Below are 18,397 nucleotides of genomic sequence, written 5' to 3'. Positions count from 1 at the left end.
ATGAGCATTCATTGTAGCGGAGATGTAAGTTGACAACTGACCACTAAGTAGCCAGTCGTCAATATTTAATCCAAATACAGACGACGCAGATAGTGCGGTACCGCGTCGTCGGCGTTAGAGCCAATCACTTCCAGCTCGGGATGCAAATCTTTCAGGCGCTGATGGGCCCCTTCCATGATGCAGCCTTTACCCGCCATCGACAGCATTTCAGCATCGTTCATACCATCGCCAAAGGCGATACAGTCTTTCAGCGTGTAACCCATTGCTTTTGCAACCGCTTCCAGCGCATGGCCTTTCGATACGCCACCCGCCATGACTTCCAAGCAGGTCAAGGTGGAGAAGCTGACGTTAACGCGATCGCCCCAGCGAGCGTTAATTGCCTGCTCCAGTGGCAGCAAGGTTTCATGGTCGTTGCAGGTGAAGAACACCTTGCTGACGCCTTCTGCTTCCAGCAAACCCGGCTCATACAGCGTGTAGCTGAAGACGGCCTCTTTAAAGAAACGCATCTCTTCCGGACGGTGACGGTTCATGAACCACTCATCATCGCGGTAGACGTTGGTGACGATATCCGGATTGGTGTGCACGATGCCGAAGAGATCGGTCGCGATGTCACGGTCTAAGTTGTGGGCGAAAACCTGTTTGCCCTCGGCGTCGTGCACGCGCGCGCCGTTGGAGGTGATCATATAGGATTTGATCCCGAGATTATCGCGGATCTGACCAACATCAATGTAGTGACGCCCAGTAGCAAAGACAAAGTTCAGACCGCGCTCGGTCAGTAGCTTCAGCGTCTCTTTTGCATACGGCGTTAAGTGGTGGTCAGGGGAGAGTAAGGTGCCATCTAAATCAGACGCAACGACCTGGTACATAAACGAATTTAACCTCTAAACAGTGCGGCGCTGGCGCCGAATTAACGATGTCGATGGAAAAAATCGACAATGGCAGTGAGTGCGACCGATCGCATAACGTCCTTTTCAAAAAGGATCTCATGATAGGCGCCCTGTATGACAAGCGGCTTACCGCCATCACAAGGATGGCCCGCTTCGGCGCGAATGACACAATAACGGTCGTGCATGCGGTTATCAACAACCCGCTCTTCTTCCGCCTGAATCAGCAGGAGGGGGAAAGTATCTTTGGCGGCATTAGCGAGAATGCTCTCACCAGCCAGAATACCTTCTCGCACCCAATGATAGGTCGGACCGCCCACGCGAAGCTGAGGCTCATCAGCATAAAAGCGGACATTACGCCGATAACGCTCGCGGCTGTGAGTCAGCACGTTAACGCCGAACGGTAGCGCGTGCCATCGCCCGGTGCCCATAGCATAGCCTTCTCGAAGACGCTGATGGCCCTCAGCCCAATCGAGAAGCGGTCGTACAACCCATTCCGGGAAGCGCATGATAATACCGAACATCGGCGCACAAAGCGCAATGGCATCACACCCCTGTGGTTTGCGTTGTAAAAACTGCGTCGCGATCGCCCCGCCCATGGAATGGGCGAGAATAAACCGCTGACGCCAGCGGCCCGGGAGCACCTCTTGCTGCCAAAAGGCGTCAAGATCGTCCACATAGTCACTGAATTTCGCCACATGGCCGCGATGGGAATCCGAAAGCATGCGCCCGGAACGCCCTTGGCCTCGGTGGTCGATGATTAACACATCAAAACCACTGTGGAAGAGATCGTACGCCAGTTCGGCGTACTTCACGTAGCTTTCAATACGCCCAGGGCAAACGACGATAACGCGGTCGTGCGCAGGGGAACTAAAACGAACAAACCATACCGGAACGTTATCGACGCCGGTAAATGCAGCTTCTTCGCGCCCGTGCCAGAAATCCATTAACGGGCCGGTCGTAAACGCGGCGAACGCGTTTTCTCTTGTATTCCAATCCTTTTGCTGTTGAAACATCGGGCTTCCACCCCAGTTAACCGCTGAAAATCATTTTTTTGTGACGCCTAACACAGCGCCCATACAATAGCGTATTGTGGCATAAAAATAGACAATCAGGGAGTTTCTCATGACCTATGAATGGTGGTTCGCCTACCTGCTGACATCCATAATTCTCAGCCTGTCGCCAGGCTCAGGGGCGATCAATACCATGACGACCTCGATTAATCATGGCTACCGCGGTGCGGCAGCGTCGATTGCAGGTTTACAAACCGGGCTCGCCATTCATATCGTTTTGGTCGGTGTCGGTCTGGGCACGCTATTTTCCCGTTCGGTGCTGGCGTTTGAAATTCTGAAATGGGCAGGCGTTGCCTATCTTATTTGGCTTGGTGTCCAGCAGTGGCGTGCCGCAGGCGCTATCGACCTAAAAACGCTGGCTAAAACCCAGAGCCGGGGCAAACTGTTTCAACGGGCGGTATTCGTCAATTTGACCAACCCCAAAAGCATTGTGTTTCTCGCTGCCCTCTTCCCGCAGTTTATCTCTCCGGATCAACCGCAGATTATGCAGTACCTGATTCTTGGGGTGACCACTATCGTCGTCGATATCATTGTGATGATTGGCTATGCCACGCTGGCCCAGCGTATTTCCGCATGGATTAAAGGGCCGAAGCAGATGAAGGCGTTGAATAAAGCATTTGGTTCGCTGTTTATGCTGGTGGGTGCGCTACTGGCGTCGGCAAGGCATGCGTGAGGAACAAAGAGTGATGTGATGAGGCCCACCCATCGTCGAGTGGGCCAAACGCTTAGCGCGATATAATCAGGTGGATCCCAAAGCCCGCAAACAGGGTTCCGGCGACACCATCAATCCACTTCGCCGCACGTTGATAACCACGACGCATCGTCGGCAGCGCGAACAGGCTGGCTACGATGGTGAACCAAGCCAAGGTTTCAACAATAATCAGCGCGAAAATTCCCCAGCGCGCCCCTGCGCCAACGCTATCGCCGACAAACAGCGAGAACACCGAACCGAAGTAAATAATCGCTTTTGGGTTTGCCAGATTGGTCAGCAGCCCTTTCATAAAGCTACGCCCGCCCTGGGCCAGTTCAACCTGCGGCTCAGCTTCCGGCGTGGATTTTTCTTTTTTCAGCGCTCCGCGCAGCATCTGATAACCCATCCAGCACAGGTACAGGCCACCGCCAACCATGATAATGGTATGCAGCCAGGCCATTTTTTCGATAATCAGATGCAGGCCGAGCAGCGCAACGCCCGCCCAAACCATGACGCCGCAGGTGATCCCCAATACGCCCATCATCGCCTCTTTGCGCGAGCGGCTAACGGCAGTCTGAGAAACAAAGAAGAAGTCAGGACCGGGGCTCATCAATGCAATGATGTGCACCAGCGCCACGGTAAGAAACAGCGTTATCATGATAGACCTACCAAACGAGACGATAAATTCGCGGAAAATAGTACAGTGAGTGACTATCCTGACACTTTTTCCACGAACTGACTACTCTTCATCATCGCCGTCAACGTGGGAGCGAATCAGCGCGAGGAACTCACGACCGAAGCGCTCGAGTTTACGTGTCCCGACACCGTTCACGCTGAGCATATCGCTCGGTGAAACCGGCATCTGCTCGGCCATTTCAATCAGTGTCGCATCGTTGAAAACGACATACGGCGGGATATTCTCTTCATCAGCAATGGCTTTACGCAGCTTACGCAGTTTGGAGAACAGCTGGCGGTCGTAGTTTCCTACTGCCGCTTTTTGCATCACCCGCGGTTTCAACGCCACAATACGCGGCACGGCAAGTTGCAGCGGCGTTTCACCACGCAGTACCGGGCGGGAAGCATCGGTCAGTTGGAGGGCCGAATGCTGAGCGATATTCTGCGTCACAAATCCAAGGTGGATCAGTTGGCGGATCACGCTAACCCAGTGTTCATGGCTTTTCTCGCGCCCCATGCCGTAGACTTTTAGCTTGTCATGGCCAAACTCGCGAATACGTTGGCTATTCGCGCCGCGAATAACTTCAACCACATAGCCCATGCCAAAACGCTGATTCACTCGCCCGATGGTAGACAGCGCAATCTGCGCGTCCTGTGCGCCATCATACTGTTTTGGCGGGTCGAGGCAGATGTCGCAGTTGCCGCATGGCTCCTGACGTCCCTCACCAAAGTAGTTGAGCAGCACTAGGCGACGGCAGGTTTGCGCTTCAGCAAAAGCCCCCATCGCATTGAGTTTATGCCGCTCAATATCCAGCAGCATACCCGCAGGTTTTTCTTCTAGGCAGCGTCTGAGCCACGCCATATCGGCCGGATCGTAAAACAGCATCGCTTCTGCCGGCAGACCGTCACGCCCAGCACGCCCGGTTTCCTGGTAATAAGATTCGATATTGCGTGGAATGTCGAAGTGCACCACAAAGCGGACGTTAGGTTTATTGATGCCCATGCCGAAGGCGACGGTGGCGACCACAATCTGCAGGTCATCGCGCTGGAATTTCTCCTGCACGTCGGCACGCACGCTGTTTTCAAGCCCTGCGTGATAGGCACCTGCGCTGATCCCACGGCTTTGCAGACGGGCTGCGGTGTCCTCTACCTTCGAGCGGCTGTTGCAGTAAATAATGCCTGATTTTCCGCGTTGTTCCTGCACGTAGCGCATCAGTTGATCGAGAGGCTTGAACTTCTCCATCAGCATGTAGCGAATGTTGGGCCGATCAAAGCTGCTGATTTGGATGAAGGGGTCATTCAGGCCCAGCAGGCGAACGATATCACTGCGGGTGGTGTCATCGGCGGTGGCGGTCAACGCCATAAACGGCAGCGTAGGGAAACGCTGACGCAACTGACCTAGGGCGGCATACTCCGGGCGGAAATCGTGGCCCCACTGGGAAATACAGTGTGCTTCATCGACCGCCAGCATCACCGGGTTCCAGTGCGCTAGATGCTCAAGGAAGTTATCCAGCATCAGACGCTCCGGGGCAATATAGAGCAGATGAACCTGGCCGGTACGACACCCTGCCATGACTTCTTGCTGCTGCTCACGGGTCTGCGTAGAATTGATACAGGCCGCCGCCACGCCGTTCGCCAGCAGTTGATCGACCTGGTCCTTCATCAGCGAAATCAGCGGAGAGACAACCACCGTCAGACCATCAAGCACCAAGGCTGGCACCTGATAACACAACGACTTTCCGCCACCGGTCGGCATCACGACTAAGCAGTCGCGTCCTTCTAGGGCGGTTTCAATGATGGTTTCTTGGCCCGGGCGGAATTGCTGATAGCCAAAGGTCTCCTGCAAAACCTGTTTAGCCAGCGATCCCTGATTCAAAACTTCCGCCTGTGCCACATTGACCCCATTCACCATTAAATAAAAACAGGCGCTATTTTCAGCGCCCGCGTGCCAAACTGCAATGTTTAAGACGAAATCCTTCGGTCATGCTCGCAACAAACCGAAGGATACGTTGTTAAAACAGATCGTTAAGCATCACCCCGACGCCGACGCGCGTCTGGTTAAAGTTATAGTCGATGAGCGATTCGCCGTACCCGCTGTAAACCTGAGTGTAAACACGTACGTGTTTGGTTATCGGATAGCTGACACCCAGCTCCGCGCCGCCGTAGCCGGTGTTCCAATTATATTGTCCCTGCGCACTCAGCACCGCATCCCCAAGCTGGTAGCCCACTTTGAGCCGGTAATAGCCCATATATTTGGTGATATCCGGGTTGTCGTTGGTTTCACCTACCACGTACCAAGGCTTCACCTCTACCAGCCAGTTGCCATTTTGCGCCATTAGGCGGGCATAGAGACGGTTCCAGCTACGTGAGGTGGGATCGGAGCGACCGTTGGAATCATGGTTGTAACCCATTTCAACGTCGCGCAACGTCCAACCGGCAAACTGGTAATCGGTCGCAAAACCGAGGAATAGCTGCGGTTCATAGTTGGTTTCACGAAACGGCGCGGACTCACCGCTGTTAGAAAGCTGCCACCAAGAGCGCTGCGTATAGGACGCTGCCAGCACTGAGTTGTCGCCAAGGATCCCACGCCACAGCGGGAATGCTAGGCTGAGCTGGAATTTGACCTCGTCTTTACGCGCATTCTCCGCCCAATCATAGGAGCGAATCGCTTCTTTATTGAGATCGCTGGTCCAAGTGTACAGCAGGTAGTTACTTTCATAGGGGTAGAGCGTGAACGGATTATCATGTTCTTGCAGCAGGTTGGCGATAATACTCCCGCGCACTGCGGGCACATCGTGAACTTCTTTAATCGTTGCTTCCTGCGCGAATGCTGAGACAGGCAGCAGTAGCGCCAGTAATCCACTCCGTGAGAACCGCATCAGTCACTTTCCCCTGAAATATATATAAATAATGAATATCAAAATGACACTCATTCTACCTGTTTGCACTGTTCTTGCTCATCAAACCTTTCTGAAAGTAGAAATCAACACGCTAACGGCATAAAATCAACATTTCGTTAACATGTCAAATAAGGTCATTATGTCCGCACAACTCACTGCCGAAGCGGCTCTCAAGCTGGTTGGCGAGATTTTTGTCTACCACATGCCGTTTAACCGGGCGCTGAATCTAGAATTAGAGGTCTATGAAAAGGCCTTCGCACAGCTGAGCTTTAACAACCAGCCGATGATGGTCGGCAATTGGGCGCAAAGCATTTTGCATGGCGGGGTGATTGCCTCCGCGCTGGACGTTGCCGCCGGGCTGGTCTGCGTTGGCAGTACGCTGGCTCGCCATGACACCATCAATGAAGACGAGCTGCGCCAGCGCCTATCCCGGATGGGCACCATTGATTTACGCGTGGATTACCTACGTCCAGGCCGTGGTACACGTTTCACCGCCACCAGCACACTGCTGCGCGCCGGGAATAAGGTGGCCGTTGCCCGCGTTGAACTGCACAACGAAGAACAAACGCATATCGCCAGCGCCACGGCGACTTATATGGTGGGCTAATGGCCATAATCGCGTAACATTGCCTTACTTTTTCGAAATGGATGTTTCTCATGGATCCCAAACAGACGCGTCAGGGCGTACTTCTCGCCCTCGCCGCCTATTTTATCTGGGGCATCGCTCCAGCCTATTTTAAGCTTATCTACTACGTACCTGCCGATGAGATCCTGACCCACCGTGTCATTTGGTCATTTTTCTTTATGGTCGCGCTGGTGAGCATCAGTCGTCAGTGGTCGAAGGTCAGAACGCTGCTAAAAACGCCGAAGAAGGTCTTTTTGCTGGCGCTTTCGGCGGTGCTGATTGGCGGTAACTGGCTGTTGTTTATCTGGTCGGTCAATAACCATCACATGCTGGAAGCTAGCCTAGGGTACTTCGTTAACCCGTTGGTGAATATCGTGCTGGGGATGATTTTCCTCGGCGAGCGTTTTCGTCGCATGCAATGGCTGGCGGTGATTCTGGCGGTTTGCGGCGTGCTGGTACAGCTGTGGACATTTGGTTCGCTGCCGCTCATTGCACTGGGGCTGGCGTTCAGCTTTGCCTTCTACGGCCTAGTACGTAAGAAAATCGCCGTCGATGCCCAAACCGGTATGCTGTTTGAAACGCTTTGGCTACTGCCGGTGGCAGCGATTTATCTTTTCGGCATTGCCGACAGTGCCACCAGCCACATGGGGCAAAACTCGTGGTCGCTGAACCTGCTGCTGATAGCCGCGGGGGTCGTTACGACAATTCCGCTACTGTGTTTCACCGGCGCGGCGACGCGTCTGCGCCTGTCGACGCTCGGTTTCTTCCAGTATATCGGCCCAACGCTGATGTTCCTGCTGGCGGTGACGTTCTACGGCGAAGTGCCGGGTGCGGATAAGATGGTCACCTTCGCCTTTATCTGGGTGGCGCTGGCGATTTTCGTGATGGATGCGGTGTATACGCAAAGGCGAAACCGCCGCGGGTAAGGCCTTGCCGGATGGCGGCTACGCCTTATCCGGCCTACCAATCAAGAGTGAACGTAGGCCGGATAAGCGCAGCGCCATCCGGCACACAACTTACAACCAGTTCTTGCGCTTAAAGTATAAATACGGCGCAAGCCCCGCCAAGATCATAAAGATAATCGCCCCCGGATAACCAAAGCTCCAGCGCAGCTCCGGCATAAACTCGAAGTTCATCCCGTAGCTGGATGCGACCAGCGTCGGCGGCAGGAAGACAACGGATACCACCGAGAAGATTTTAATGATGCGGTTCTGTTCGATATTGATAAAGCCCATCGCCGCCTGCATCAGGAAGTTCACCTTCTGGAACAGCGATTCGTTGTGCGGCAGCAGGGATTCGATATCTCGTAGGATCTCGCGCGCCTGCTCAAGCTGGCTCGCCGGTAAACGCGCCTTGCGCACGAGGAAGTTCAGCGCACGCTGGGTATCCATCAGACACAGGCGAACCTTCCAGCCGATATCTTCCAGCTCTGCCAGGGTAGAGAGCGCTTCGTCATACTCATCGCCCTGACGCCCTTCCATAATCACGCGGCTGAGTTTTTCCAAGTCGCTGTAGATGTTTTCTATTTCATCCGCCAACTGCTCGATTTTAGTTTCGAACAAATCGAGCAGTAGTTCGTAGGCATTACCGTCCACCATAAGCTGGCTACGCGAGCGCATACGATAGAGGCGAAATGCCGGAAGCTCACGTTCGCGCAGGGTAAACAGACGCCCTTCGCGGATGGTAAACGCCACGGTTGAGTTACCGGCATGATCGTCCGCATCTTCATAGAAGAAGAAGGAGTGAATATGCAGGCCGTCTTCGTCTTCAAAAAAACGTGCGGATGCTTCGATGTCTTCCAGCTCAGGGCGCGTGGCCAGGTTCTGGCCCAAATCCTTTTGCACACGGCTTCGTTCATCGTCATCCGGCTCAACTAAGTCAACCCAGACCGAACTGGCCAGGTGCTCAATCTCGTCCGCTTCAAGACGCGTTAAACGATTATTTTCCAGTTGAAATGCGCTCAGCATGACCGGGACTCCCAATGCAAAAAATTATCGGACAGCCGGTGGGCACACAGAAACTACAGGGGTTTCAGACCATTAAACAGCCTGACTCAATGCGACGGGATTAAGTACGAGTCGCCGACAACCGCTAAGGCTATCAGCATAAGAGGATAGCCTTAGGAGTTGTTCCTGGATGACAGGAAGGTGAGCCAGCATCTACTGGGTGTGTCCAAGGCTTTGTCCTCTTAGCTTAATCGTGCGCGCATGTTACGCCAGCAAAAAAACGGCGTCAACACGCAACGAAACGCTAACCGGCATTAATTACCTTCGATTCAGTAAGGCTAGCAGAAGGTTACAAAATAATTATATTTTTCTGAATGTTATACGGTTTCCAGTCTGGCGTAGGCCGCCACCAGCCATTTAATGCCTTGCCCCTGAAACGCAACTTGCAAACGGCTGTGTTCGCCGCTGCCTTCCAGATTCACGATAGTGCCTTCGCCAAACTTAGCGTGGCGAACGCGCTGGCCAAGCTTATAACCGGTATCGTTTTCCGCCATCGGCGTGCCCATTCTTTGATGATTTACCGGGCGGCTGACGGTAGCGCGCAGGCGCACCTCTTCCACACAGTTTTCCGGCAGCTCGCCAATAAAGCGTGATGGGCGGTGGTAAACCTCTTTGCCATACAGGCGGCGGGTTTCCGCATAGGTCAGCGTCAGCTTCTGCATGGCGCGCGTGACGCCAACATAGGCCAGACGACGTTCCTCTTCCAAGCGTCCGCCTTCATCCAGCGACATCTGGCTTGGGAACATCCCCTCTTCCATGCCCACAATAAACACCTGCGGGAACTCCAGACCTTTCGCCGAGTGCAGCGTCATCAGCTGTACCGCATCCTGCCAAGTATCGGCCTGACCTTCACCCGCTTCCAGCGCTGCATGGGAGAGAAACGCCTGCAGCGGCAGTAAATCTTCTTCTTCTTCGTTGTAGCTGAACTGGCGCGTTGCCGTCACCAGTTCGTCTAAGTTTTCAATACGCGTCTGGCCTTTTTCGCCTTTCTCCTGCTCGTACATCATACGCAACCCGGAATCCTTCACCACCCGGTCGGTCTGCACATGCAGCGGCATATCGGCGGTTTCCTGGGCCAGAGCATCGATCAGCTCCATAAAGCGCTGCAGCGCGCTGGCAGCGCGCCCGGCGAGTGCTTTTTCTTGCAGCAGCTCGCGGCAGGCCTGCCATAACGTTAGTTGGCGGTCACGTGATGTCTGACGCACAACGTCCAGAGTCCGGTCGCCGATGCCGCGCGTTGGCGTATTCACCACGCGTTCGAAGGCAGCATCGTCGTTGCGGTTGGAGATAAGGCGCAGGTAAGAGAGCGCATCTTTGATTTCTTGGCGTTCGAAGAAGCGCATGCCACCGTAGATACGGTACGGCATGCTGACCTGTAACAGGGCCTCTTCCAGCACACGCGATTGGGCGTTGCTGCGATAGAGAATAGCGCACTGTGTCAGCTGGCCACCGTTGTCCTGCCAGGATTTAATGCGGTTAACCACAAAACGTGCTTCATCCAGCTCGTTAAAGGCGCAGTAGAGCGAGATCGGTTCGCCATCGGCACCATCGGTCCACAGCTTTTTGCCTAAGCGCCCATTGTTGTTCTCAATCAAGGCGTTGGCTGCGCTCAGGATATTGCTGGTCGAACGGTAGTTCTGCTCCAGACGAATGGTTTGCGCACCCGGGAAGTCGTTCAGGAAGCGCTGGATGTTTTCCACCTGCGCTCCGCGCCAGCCGTAGATTGACTGATCATCATCACCGACGATCATGACCTTCCCGGTATCACCCGCCAGCAGGCGGATCCAAGCATATTGAATGTTGTTGGTATCTTGGAATTCGTCCACCAGGATATTAGAAAAACGTTCGCGATAGTGCTGCAGAATATGCGGTTTATTGAGCCACAGCTCATGGGCACGTAGCAGCAGCTCGGCGAAATCCACCAGCCCCGCACGGTCACACGCTTCCTGATAGGCCTGATAAACCTTCTGCCATGTCTGCTCTACCGGATTGCCATAGCTTTGGAGATGGTGCGGGCGTAGCCCCTCATCTTTCTGGCTGTTGATAAACCACATGGCCTGACGCGGCGGCCACTGCTTTTCATCGAGGTTCATCGCCTTGATCAGACGTTTTAGCAGGCGCAGTTGATCTTCGCTGTCGAGGATCTGAAAATCCTGCGGCAGATTGGCATCAAGGTGATGGGCGCGCAGCAGACGGTGCGCCAGCCCGTGGAAGGTCCCGACCCACATGCCGCCCTGGGACGTCCCCATCAGTTCGGCAATACGGTGGCGCATTTCTGCCGCCGCTTTGTTGGTAAAGGTCACCGCCATAATCGAGTACGGTGAGCAGTTTTCCACGCTTTGTAGCCAGGCGATACGGTGAACCAGCACGCGCGTTTTACCACTACCAGCCCCGGCGAGCACCAGCATATTGGTACGCTTTGCCGCGACGGCTTCGCGCTGTTTATCATTGAGGCTGTCGAGCAGGTAAGAAACGTCCATTGGCACCGCCGGAATCAACAGGGCCCAGTTATACACTAAGCAATTCGAGTTGCAGGAAGGCGGCAAGGGAGTTCATCCCCAGGAGCGTACATCAGTACGTGACTGGGGTGAACGAGTGCAGCCAACGCATCTGCAACTTGAAGTGCGACGTGTATGGGCCCCTGGGAATTTATACAGAGTTATTGACGATTATATCAGCGAGGTCAGAGATGCCAACCGGGAAATCTCAACGTGTGGCAACAAACGGCTGTCTGCGGTCTGCATCAGGTCTGCATTTTCTGGCTTGATCCAACAGGCATGCATTCCACAGCGAATCGCCCCGGCAACGTCAGTGGTCAAATCGTCGCCCACATGCAGGATCTCACCGAGCGGCACGCCCAGTTTTTCGGCCGCCAGATGATACATATCGGCGTAAGGCTTCGAACGCCCGTCGGGACCCGCACGCAGCACAAACTGGAAGTACTGATTCAAGCCGAACAGCTCCGGCTGAGCGTTGCCGTTGGTGATGGCCACCAGCGGCCATTTCTGCGCCAGTTTTGTCAGGGTATCGTGGGTTTCCTGTGGAACATCAATTCGGCTGCGCCACTGGGCAAAGTTCTCCATCGCCGCTTCGGCGCCTTCGGTCGCTTCTCGCGCCGTCAGGCCCGCCTGACGCAGGCCATACTCCAGCGCACGCCGACGCCATTCCGTGACGTCATGGTAGATTTCAGGCTCGTTTTTCAGCAGCTCATCGCGCCAGGTTTGCAGCATGCGCGCATCAAAATTTGCCAGCGCCGGATGGTAGCCGCGCACGAAGATCAGCGACTCCTGCATCGTCCGGTCAATCACCGGGCGGTTATCATAAAGGGTATCGTCAAGGTCAAACGTCAACGCGGCAATGGTGCCCAGCGGTCGATAAAAACGCATTATTTCTCCCGTTTGGCGCGTGGATGCGCCGCATCGTACACCGTAGCAAGGTGTTGAAAATCAAGGTGGGTATAGATTTGGGTTGTCGATAGATTCGCGTGGCCCAGAAGTTCCTGCACGCCGCGCAGATCGCCGCTCGATTCCAGCATATGGGTCGCGAATGAGTGGCGCAGCTTATGAGGATTAACGTGGCTGTTGAGCCCCTGCTTGATGCCCCACTCCGCAAAGCGCTTTTGGACATTGCGCGCCGAAATGCGTTTGCCCAGTTTGGATAAAAACAGCGCCTCGTCATCACCGCCGAACAGCCCACGCAGATCGAGCCAGTGCTCAATCCATGCCACGGCGTTGCGGCCAATCGGCAAGCGGCGCTCTTTGCTGCCCTTACCCATCACCCAGACTTCCCCGGTATCAAGGTCGAGATGTTTGATATCAAGCCCAACCAGTTCAGACAGACGCAGCCCGGCCCCGTACATCACCTCCAGCATCGCGCGGTCACGCACTGCCAGCGGATCGTTAAGGTCAATATCTAACAGACGGTTCACGTCATCAACGTCGATATTCTTCGGCAGATGACGCGGGGCTTTAGGCGCCGCAATCCCTTTTGCCGGGTTTGCCGGTAGCTCGCCTTGACTCACCATCCAATCGAAAAAGCTGCGCAGCGCAGACAGGCGAAGCGCCAGGCTTGCCGCACCTAACCCTTTACGGCGGCTGCGGGTGGCAATACTTCGAACCATCGCAGCATCACATTGTTGCCAATTCTGCAGGCCCATCGTGCTGGCCAGTTCAATAATGGCATCAAGCTGACGCTGATAGTTAAGTAGGGTTATCGGGCTAAGCTGCCGCTCCACGCCCAGATAGCGTAGAAAACGCGTCACGGCGAGCGTAAGCGAGGTGTCCGTCATACGCGTTCAATCCACCGTTCCAGCAACCCCGGCAGCATGAGGGCTATTTCCTGCAATAACTGCGTTCCCTGACCGGGTTGATAATGGTGCGGGTCGCGGCTGCTAAACAGAATCACGCCGAGCGAGCCATCATTGCCCATCATTGACACCGCTACCGAACCGACCGCCTTCGCCTCTGGCAGCAGTAGCAACAGTTCCGGTCCATTCAGGGTGCCGAGATAATGGTTTTCCTGCCCCAGGCGCTGGATGCGCAGCGGCTCAAACGCCTGCCGCGAGAGAACAAGGTGGGTGTATTTAGAGGGCGCGCCAAGCCGCCAACGATCGGAGAACAGGCGTAACGATGCGCCGGCTAGCCCTAACTCGCGAGCCCAGCGGTGAAAGCGCAGCAGCAGATCGTCGAGACTTTCCGCGCAGGCCAGCCGGTTTTGCAGATGCAGCAGCCGATAAAACAGCCCTTCGTTGGCTGCGGCCTGATCCATCAGCTGATCCATATTCTCTTCGAGCATCGCGATATAGTTGCGCGAACGCGCCATATGCCACTCAACCAACGACACCATGCCCCGCACCGGATGCGGGACGCGCATTTGCTCAACAATGGCGGCATTACGAATAAAGAATTCAGGATGTTGCAACAGATAGTCCGCTACCGCTCTGTCATTCAGCGCGATGGCAGCATCCTGTTGTTCTTCCCCGACGTGTTTCATAGGTGAATAAATCCGTCATAGACATGTGCCGCCGGGCCAGTCATAAACAACGGTTGGCCCGGGCCCTTCCAGGCGATATCAAGACGTCCGCCCGGTAATTCTACGCGTACTTCTTCTGCCAGCAGGCCTTGCTGAATACCGACGGCAACCGCTGCACATGCACCGCTGCCGCAAGCCTGCGTTTCACCCGCGCCGCGTTCATAGACGCGCAGGCGAATATGTTCGCGCTTCACAATCTGCATAAAACCGATGTTTGCGCGTTCAGGGAAACGCTCATGGCTTTCCATCAACGGCCCCAGCGTTTCTACCGCAGCCGTGTCAACGTTATCAACCTGAATGACGCAATGCGGGTTGCCCATGGAAACCACGCCGCACAATACTGTCTGTTCGGCCACACGCATAATATAGGTCTTTTCCGCTTTGTTAGCGCGGAACGGAACCTGAGACGGCTCAAAGTTAGGCTCACCCATGTTCACGCGGACCAGCTCATCATCGGTAACGGTTAATACCATGCGACCATTCGCCGTACTCACGTTGATCTCACGTTTATTGGTCAGGCCTTTCAGGCGCACAAAACGGGCGAAACAACGCGCACCATTACCACACTGAGAAACTTCGCTGCCATCGGCATTGAAAATACGATAGTGAAAATCCAAATCGGGATCATAAGGCGGCTCGACGACCAACAGCTGGTCGAAACCCACTCCATGATGCCTATCTGCCAGGCGACGAATCAGCTCTGGCGAGAAAAAAACATTCTGCGTTACCGCGTCGACAACCATGAAATCGTTGCCGAGGCCATGCATTTTAGAAAACTGCATCATCTACTCCAATTGCGCGGAACAGAACGTATTAATTAGTAATTAACCTGCGTCGGACCACCGTTATCACCGCGGTCGTTGCGGTCAGGTGCGTCACTTTGCACCGGAGGCGTCACCGGTTTAGTCGGAGGGGCCGCCGTTTTATCTGCCGGTGGGAAATAGAGTGGGCCTTTGAGGCCGCAGCCAGCAAGGCTAAACAATGCGAGTAACACCGCCAGCGGTCGGAAAATCTTATTCATTCTTTGGATGCCTGTAGTTCAATTCTTTCTATTTTCTATCATCGCAGGAGAAGGCGCAAAAGCAAGCGTTAAGCGCCTGACTGCAACGTGATTTATTTCACGCTATACTGCCGCATCACTAAAAAACGGGAAACGATAATGAACGACAGTGAATTCCATCGCCTAGCCGACACCCTGTGGCTCACCATTGAAGAGCGCCTGGACGACTGGGACGGCGACAGCGATATCGACTGTGAGATCAACGGCGGCGTGCTGACCCTCAGCTTTGAAAATGGCAGCAAGATTATTATTAATCGCCAAGAGCCGCTGCACCAAGTCTGGCTGGCGACTAAACAAGGCGGCTACCATTTTGACCTGAAAGGCGACGAGTGGATTTGCGATCGCAGTGGCGAAAGCTTCTGGAATCTGCTTGAGCAGGCCGCGACGCAGCAGGCAGGCGAAAACGTCAGCTTCCGTTAAGGTGGATTGCCGGATGGCGGCTTCGCCTTATCCGGCCTACCGTATCGCGCTGTTTGTTGGCCGGATAAGGCGTTTACGCCGCCATCCGGCATCAAGCTTATGAGAAATACTGTTGCAGCAGCGGAGTATTGTCGCTGTCTTTATTGGACGGTGGCGGGGTCAGCGTCTGGCTGCGGAACGGGATCACCTGCGTGCGGCCATCAACCTTCACAATCTGGTAGAACTGCGGCAGGTTGAAGTTGATAAAGCTGGAGCCGTAGGTGAAGCGATCGTGTGATGACGAGTAGAAGCGGCTGACATCTCGCACCAGCTCTTCTTTGCTGCCCTCACAGTGGTGATAGACCTCTGCGCGATTGCTCTCGTCGAGAATATAAATATTAAAGCCCTGCTCTTCACCCGACTCTTCAAAGAAGAACTGGATGATCCCTTCACTGGCAAAGCCATCGACCACCTGCGGCAGTTCCACATGGTTGGTCTCAACCTGCACCGAGAGTCCGTGCAGCTTGTTATGAGAAATCGCACCATAGAATTCAATGGCGTTTTCCAGCTTCTGCACCGACACATTCAGGCGCTCGAAGAACAAGCCCCAGGTCTGCCCGGAGACGCGTAACGCTTTGAAACGCCCGGTTTCCTGACGAGTACTGGAAAGGCGCAGCTCAATACATTCCGACACCAGTTGCTGTACGCGGGTACGAATTAACCCGCGCAGATGCTGGCTGTAGCAGAACACTTCTACGCTATCTGGCGGCGCAGCATCCTGGTGCATTTTGCCAAGAATCGTTTTCAGCGCTTCAATCATCGCCTGCTCGCCGTTGAAGTGCAGGGTACGAACTTCGTTCCACGAGTTGCGATACAGCAGGTCAACGCTGCCGACTAAGCACTTCTGATCTTCGCCAAAGCTGAAGATGTCGAGCTTACGGAAATCGAAATGCACCACCTGATTGCGGAAGGCCGCTGTCGGGTCATATTCAAGGTTGACGATAATCGCCAGATGGCGAATTTCGCACGGGCTGTACAGCGCTTTTGGCGTTGGTGCCGGCAGGCGTAGCGGGAAGTGGTGCGAGACGTCAGCCACCATCTCCTGCAATTTCGCGAGGTCGACAATCTCGTTGCCCTTAATAAACAGGCGCGTACGGGAAGTCAGCAGGCCGTTAAACCAGGCCCAGGCCACCAGCTTATTGAGATAGCGGTTATATTCCAGCGGCTGATGGCTGATTATCGATTCCATGTTCGGTGCGCGGTTGTAAAGATACCAACCCGTACGGTTGGCGCGTCCCGGCGGAACATAGATAAAAGTCAGGTTCGGTTCGGAAAGATCCGGTGATATTTGCGGGTTAACCAGCGTGACTTTTCCCGGCAATGCTTCAAACGCCGCGTACAGTTTACGCGTCAGCACGCCGATATCCTGCGGGCTGGCAGAAACGCTGAGGTTATTGCGACGGGCGAAACGGATCAGGTTACGGTAGCTCTGCATCATCGCATCGAGCAGCTCGTTATGCGCTTCGCGCACCTGGTCGATTTTCCAGTTAGCGCGGTTGTCGAGCATTGCTAGGCGCTCTTCGCTCCAGCCCCACTCTTTCACCAGTTGCCCCACCACTTCGCGACGCCAGCCCACGCAAGCGCGTTCACGGCTGAGCTTTTCGCACACTTTCAGGTAGAAGCAGCGACGGACAAGATCAAGGCGAGTTTCGTCATCAATCGCCTTCAGATACTCGGTTACACGCTCCAGCATCATGCAGTAGGCATCAAGACCGAACGAAACAATCTCGCCGTCATGCAGGCGCTGTTTAATGTCTTTTGCCAGCAGATGGGTGTTGGGATATTCCCACGAGTAGGCTTCCAGTAGCAGGGTTTTCAACACCGCTTTATACGGTGAATCGATGCTCTTGTAGAGCTGCCACAGGCTAGCGCCAAAGTACTCTTCGGCAGAGAGCGAGCTCAATCCACCGAGGTCGAGCCATTCATTTGGCGTCAGTACGCCCTGCGCGTAGAGCGTCATGACGTAATCGTCGTAATGCTCTTCTTCCTCGCACGGCACCATATTCCACAGAATACGTTTGCCGGCTAGGCGCACCGCCGTACGGTAAAACTCATCAAGCAGTAAAATATGCTGCGTTGAACCACAGTCTTCACCGCCGAGGCTGCCGCTTTCGTTGTGACGGAAGCGGTTTTCGTCGATCAAGAAGAAGCTGACTTCAACGCCCAGCGACGCCGCCCAGCTTTCCAGCAGGCTGCATTTACGCTGCAATAATTGGCGTTCATCATTATCGAGCCACGCCTGGTGGCAGACCCAGATATCGAGATCGGAAGAACAACTCTGACCGACAGACGAGGTGCTGCCCATCGAGTAGATGCCGGTAATCGGCAGTTCGCCCTGCGCGGAGGTCTGCGGCGGCATGCCGCGATGCAGTTCGAGTTCGTCAAGATAATGACGTTGGGTTTCATCAGGCGTGTAGAGGCAGATGCCCTTGGGAACGTTACCGTCAAGGTAACCCGGCATCAGCGGATGATGATAATGTAGTAATGTCGGCAGTAGACTGTATACCTGCTGGAAAGCAGGGCCCATGGCTGCAAGCGCGCGATCTACACGCAGTTGGTTGATGGCATCCAGTCTCTGTTTAAGCGTCTCAATATAGAGGTACAAGACATATCGCCTGATGTTCAAAACCTCGACGTATCATCAGATGGTGCAGACACGGAGATTTTTAATATTTCAACAAGAAGAACCGTTACCGTTTCTCGCCCGCCGTTGTGGTTATCAAAATTCGGACAAAAATCAGTTTAAAACGTGATCAATTTAACACCTTGCCGGTTGACCGTAAAGAATGTTGCACTACAACAAGTGTAGCATTGAATGCTGCTGTAAACCCCGGTATACGATCAAGACAGTGCCAGTAATAAACAGTAAACACAACCCCGTTTATACCTGCCATCATTTACGTTACGGGCATGCTTCCTGCATTGCGATTTGTTCAGGGTATGAATCCCTGAAAACTAACATCATTAAGGCAACAATGTTAGGATGAACAAAG

General features: G+C 54.3%; 18 protein-coding genes. 4 read left to right on the top strand and 14 right to left on the bottom strand.

Annotation, left to right across the window (positions count from 1 at the left end; all coding sequences use genetic code 11):
* Positions 1–65 precede the first annotated feature (65 nt).
* The gene (yigL, locus tag AB4K05_RS23280; RefSeq protein WP_368482066.1) at positions 66–866 is read right to left on the bottom strand and encodes a sugar/pyridoxal phosphate phosphatase YigL; all 801 of its coding nucleotides are present in this window, start codon (positions 864–866) and stop codon (positions 66–68) included.
* Positions 867–907: 41 nt separating this feature from the next.
* Complete coding sequence (pldB, locus tag AB4K05_RS23275) at positions 908–1,900, bottom strand: lysophospholipase L2 (protein WP_368482065.1); 993 nt, start codon at positions 1,898–1,900, stop codon at positions 908–910.
* A gap of 109 nt (positions 1,901–2,009) precedes the next feature.
* On the opposite strand from pldB, the gene rhtB reads away from it, so the two are divergent.
* A complete protein-coding gene (gene rhtB, locus AB4K05_RS23270) occupies positions 2,010–2,630 on the top strand; it encodes a homoserine/homoserine lactone efflux protein (protein ID WP_368482064.1) in 621 nt (206 codons plus the stop codon).
* Between the two features lie 52 nt (positions 2,631–2,682).
* Here rhtB and rhtC read toward each other — a convergent pair whose 3' ends face one another.
* The 3 genes from rhtC to pldA form a co-directional block, all read right to left on the bottom strand.
* Positions 2,683–3,306, bottom strand: coding sequence for a threonine export protein RhtC (gene rhtC, locus AB4K05_RS23265; RefSeq protein ID WP_368482063.1), 624 nt, complete (start codon positions 3,304–3,306; stop codon positions 2,683–2,685).
* An 81-nt stretch (positions 3,307–3,387) separates the two neighbouring features.
* Positions 3,388–5,217: an ATP-dependent DNA helicase RecQ gene (recQ, locus tag AB4K05_RS23260; protein ID WP_368482062.1), complete on the bottom strand. Its 1,830-nt coding sequence runs from the start codon at positions 5,215–5,217 to the stop codon at positions 3,388–3,390.
* Between the two features lie 118 nt (positions 5,218–5,335).
* A complete protein-coding gene (gene pldA, locus AB4K05_RS23255) occupies positions 5,336–6,202 on the bottom strand; it encodes a phospholipase A (RefSeq protein WP_368482061.1) in 867 nt (288 codons plus the stop codon).
* Between the two features lie 160 nt (positions 6,203–6,362).
* Between pldA and yigI the strand changes: the two genes are divergently transcribed.
* Together yigI and rarD are read left to right on the top strand one after the other, a co-directional pair.
* Positions 6,363–6,830: an acyl-CoA thioesterase YigI gene (gene yigI, locus AB4K05_RS23250; RefSeq protein ID WP_368482060.1), complete on the top strand. Its 468-nt coding sequence runs from the start codon at positions 6,363–6,365 to the stop codon at positions 6,828–6,830.
* A 50-nt stretch (positions 6,831–6,880) separates the two neighbouring features.
* Positions 6,881–7,774, top strand: coding sequence for an EamA family transporter RarD (rarD, locus tag AB4K05_RS23245; protein ID WP_368482059.1), 894 nt, complete (start codon positions 6,881–6,883; stop codon positions 7,772–7,774).
* A gap of 90 nt (positions 7,775–7,864) precedes the next feature.
* On the opposite strand, the gene corA is transcribed toward rarD, so the two are convergent.
* The 8 genes from corA to AB4K05_RS23205 form a co-directional block, all read right to left on the bottom strand.
* Positions 7,865–8,815: a magnesium/cobalt transporter CorA gene (corA, locus tag AB4K05_RS23240; protein ID WP_368482058.1), complete on the bottom strand. Its 951-nt coding sequence runs from the start codon at positions 8,813–8,815 to the stop codon at positions 7,865–7,867.
* Between the two features lie 152 nt (positions 8,816–8,967).
* Positions 8,968–9,024, bottom strand: coding sequence for a YsgD/CorL family protein (gene ysgD / locus AB4K05_RS23235; RefSeq protein ID WP_218007475.1), 57 nt, complete (start codon positions 9,022–9,024; stop codon positions 8,968–8,970).
* A 147-nt stretch (positions 9,025–9,171) separates the two neighbouring features.
* Positions 9,172–11,334 carry a DNA helicase II gene (uvrD, locus tag AB4K05_RS23230; RefSeq protein ID WP_368482057.1) on the bottom strand — a complete coding sequence of 721 codons (2,163 nt, stop codon included), beginning with the start codon at positions 11,332–11,334 and terminating at the stop codon, positions 9,172–9,174.
* 189 nt (positions 11,335–11,523) lie between these two features.
* Positions 11,524–12,240 (bottom strand): 5-amino-6-(5-phospho-D-ribitylamino)uracil phosphatase YigB, encoded by a 717-nt coding sequence (yigB, locus tag AB4K05_RS23225; protein WP_368482056.1) that lies wholly within the window; start codon positions 12,238–12,240, stop codon positions 11,524–11,526.
* Positions 12,240–13,142, bottom strand: coding sequence for a tyrosine recombinase XerC (xerC, locus tag AB4K05_RS23220; RefSeq protein ID WP_368482055.1), 903 nt, complete (start codon positions 13,140–13,142; stop codon positions 12,240–12,242). The genes yigB and xerC overlap by 1 nt, the downstream gene beginning before the upstream one ends.
* Complete coding sequence (locus AB4K05_RS23215) at positions 13,139–13,846, bottom strand: DUF484 domain-containing protein (RefSeq protein ID WP_368482054.1); 708 nt, start codon at positions 13,844–13,846, stop codon at positions 13,139–13,141. Before AB4K05_RS23215 ends, xerC begins: the two co-directional genes overlap by 4 nt.
* Entirely contained in the window at positions 13,843–14,667 is an 825-nt protein-coding gene (dapF, locus tag AB4K05_RS23210) for a diaminopimelate epimerase (protein ID WP_368482087.1), read from the bottom strand. Before dapF ends, AB4K05_RS23215 begins: the two co-directional genes overlap by 4 nt.
* A 35-nt stretch (positions 14,668–14,702) precedes the next feature.
* The gene (locus tag AB4K05_RS23205; RefSeq protein ID WP_368482053.1) at positions 14,703–14,906 is read right to left on the bottom strand and encodes a lipoprotein; all 204 of its coding nucleotides are present in this window, start codon (positions 14,904–14,906) and stop codon (positions 14,703–14,705) included.
* A gap of 138 nt (positions 14,907–15,044) precedes the next feature.
* Here AB4K05_RS23205 and cyaY point away from each other — a divergent pair, with 138 nt between their 5' ends.
* Positions 15,045–15,365: an iron donor protein CyaY gene (gene cyaY / locus AB4K05_RS23200; protein ID WP_368482052.1), complete on the top strand. Its 321-nt coding sequence runs from the start codon at positions 15,045–15,047 to the stop codon at positions 15,363–15,365.
* Positions 15,366–15,462: 97 nt separating this feature from the next.
* On the opposite strand, the gene cyaA is transcribed toward cyaY, so the two are convergent.
* Positions 15,463–18,009 (bottom strand): class I adenylate cyclase, encoded by a 2,547-nt coding sequence (gene cyaA, locus AB4K05_RS23195; RefSeq protein WP_368482051.1) that lies wholly within the window; start codon positions 18,007–18,009, stop codon positions 15,463–15,465.
* Between the last annotated feature and the right edge of the window lie 388 nt (positions 18,010–18,397).

The organism is Kluyvera sp. STS39-E (assembly GCF_040932435.1).
GTDB lineage: Bacteria > Pseudomonadota > Gammaproteobacteria > Enterobacterales > Enterobacteriaceae > Kluyvera.
The sequence above is the reverse complement of the archived record's forward strand: the minus strand, read 5'-3'. Positions and strand labels throughout refer to the sequence as shown.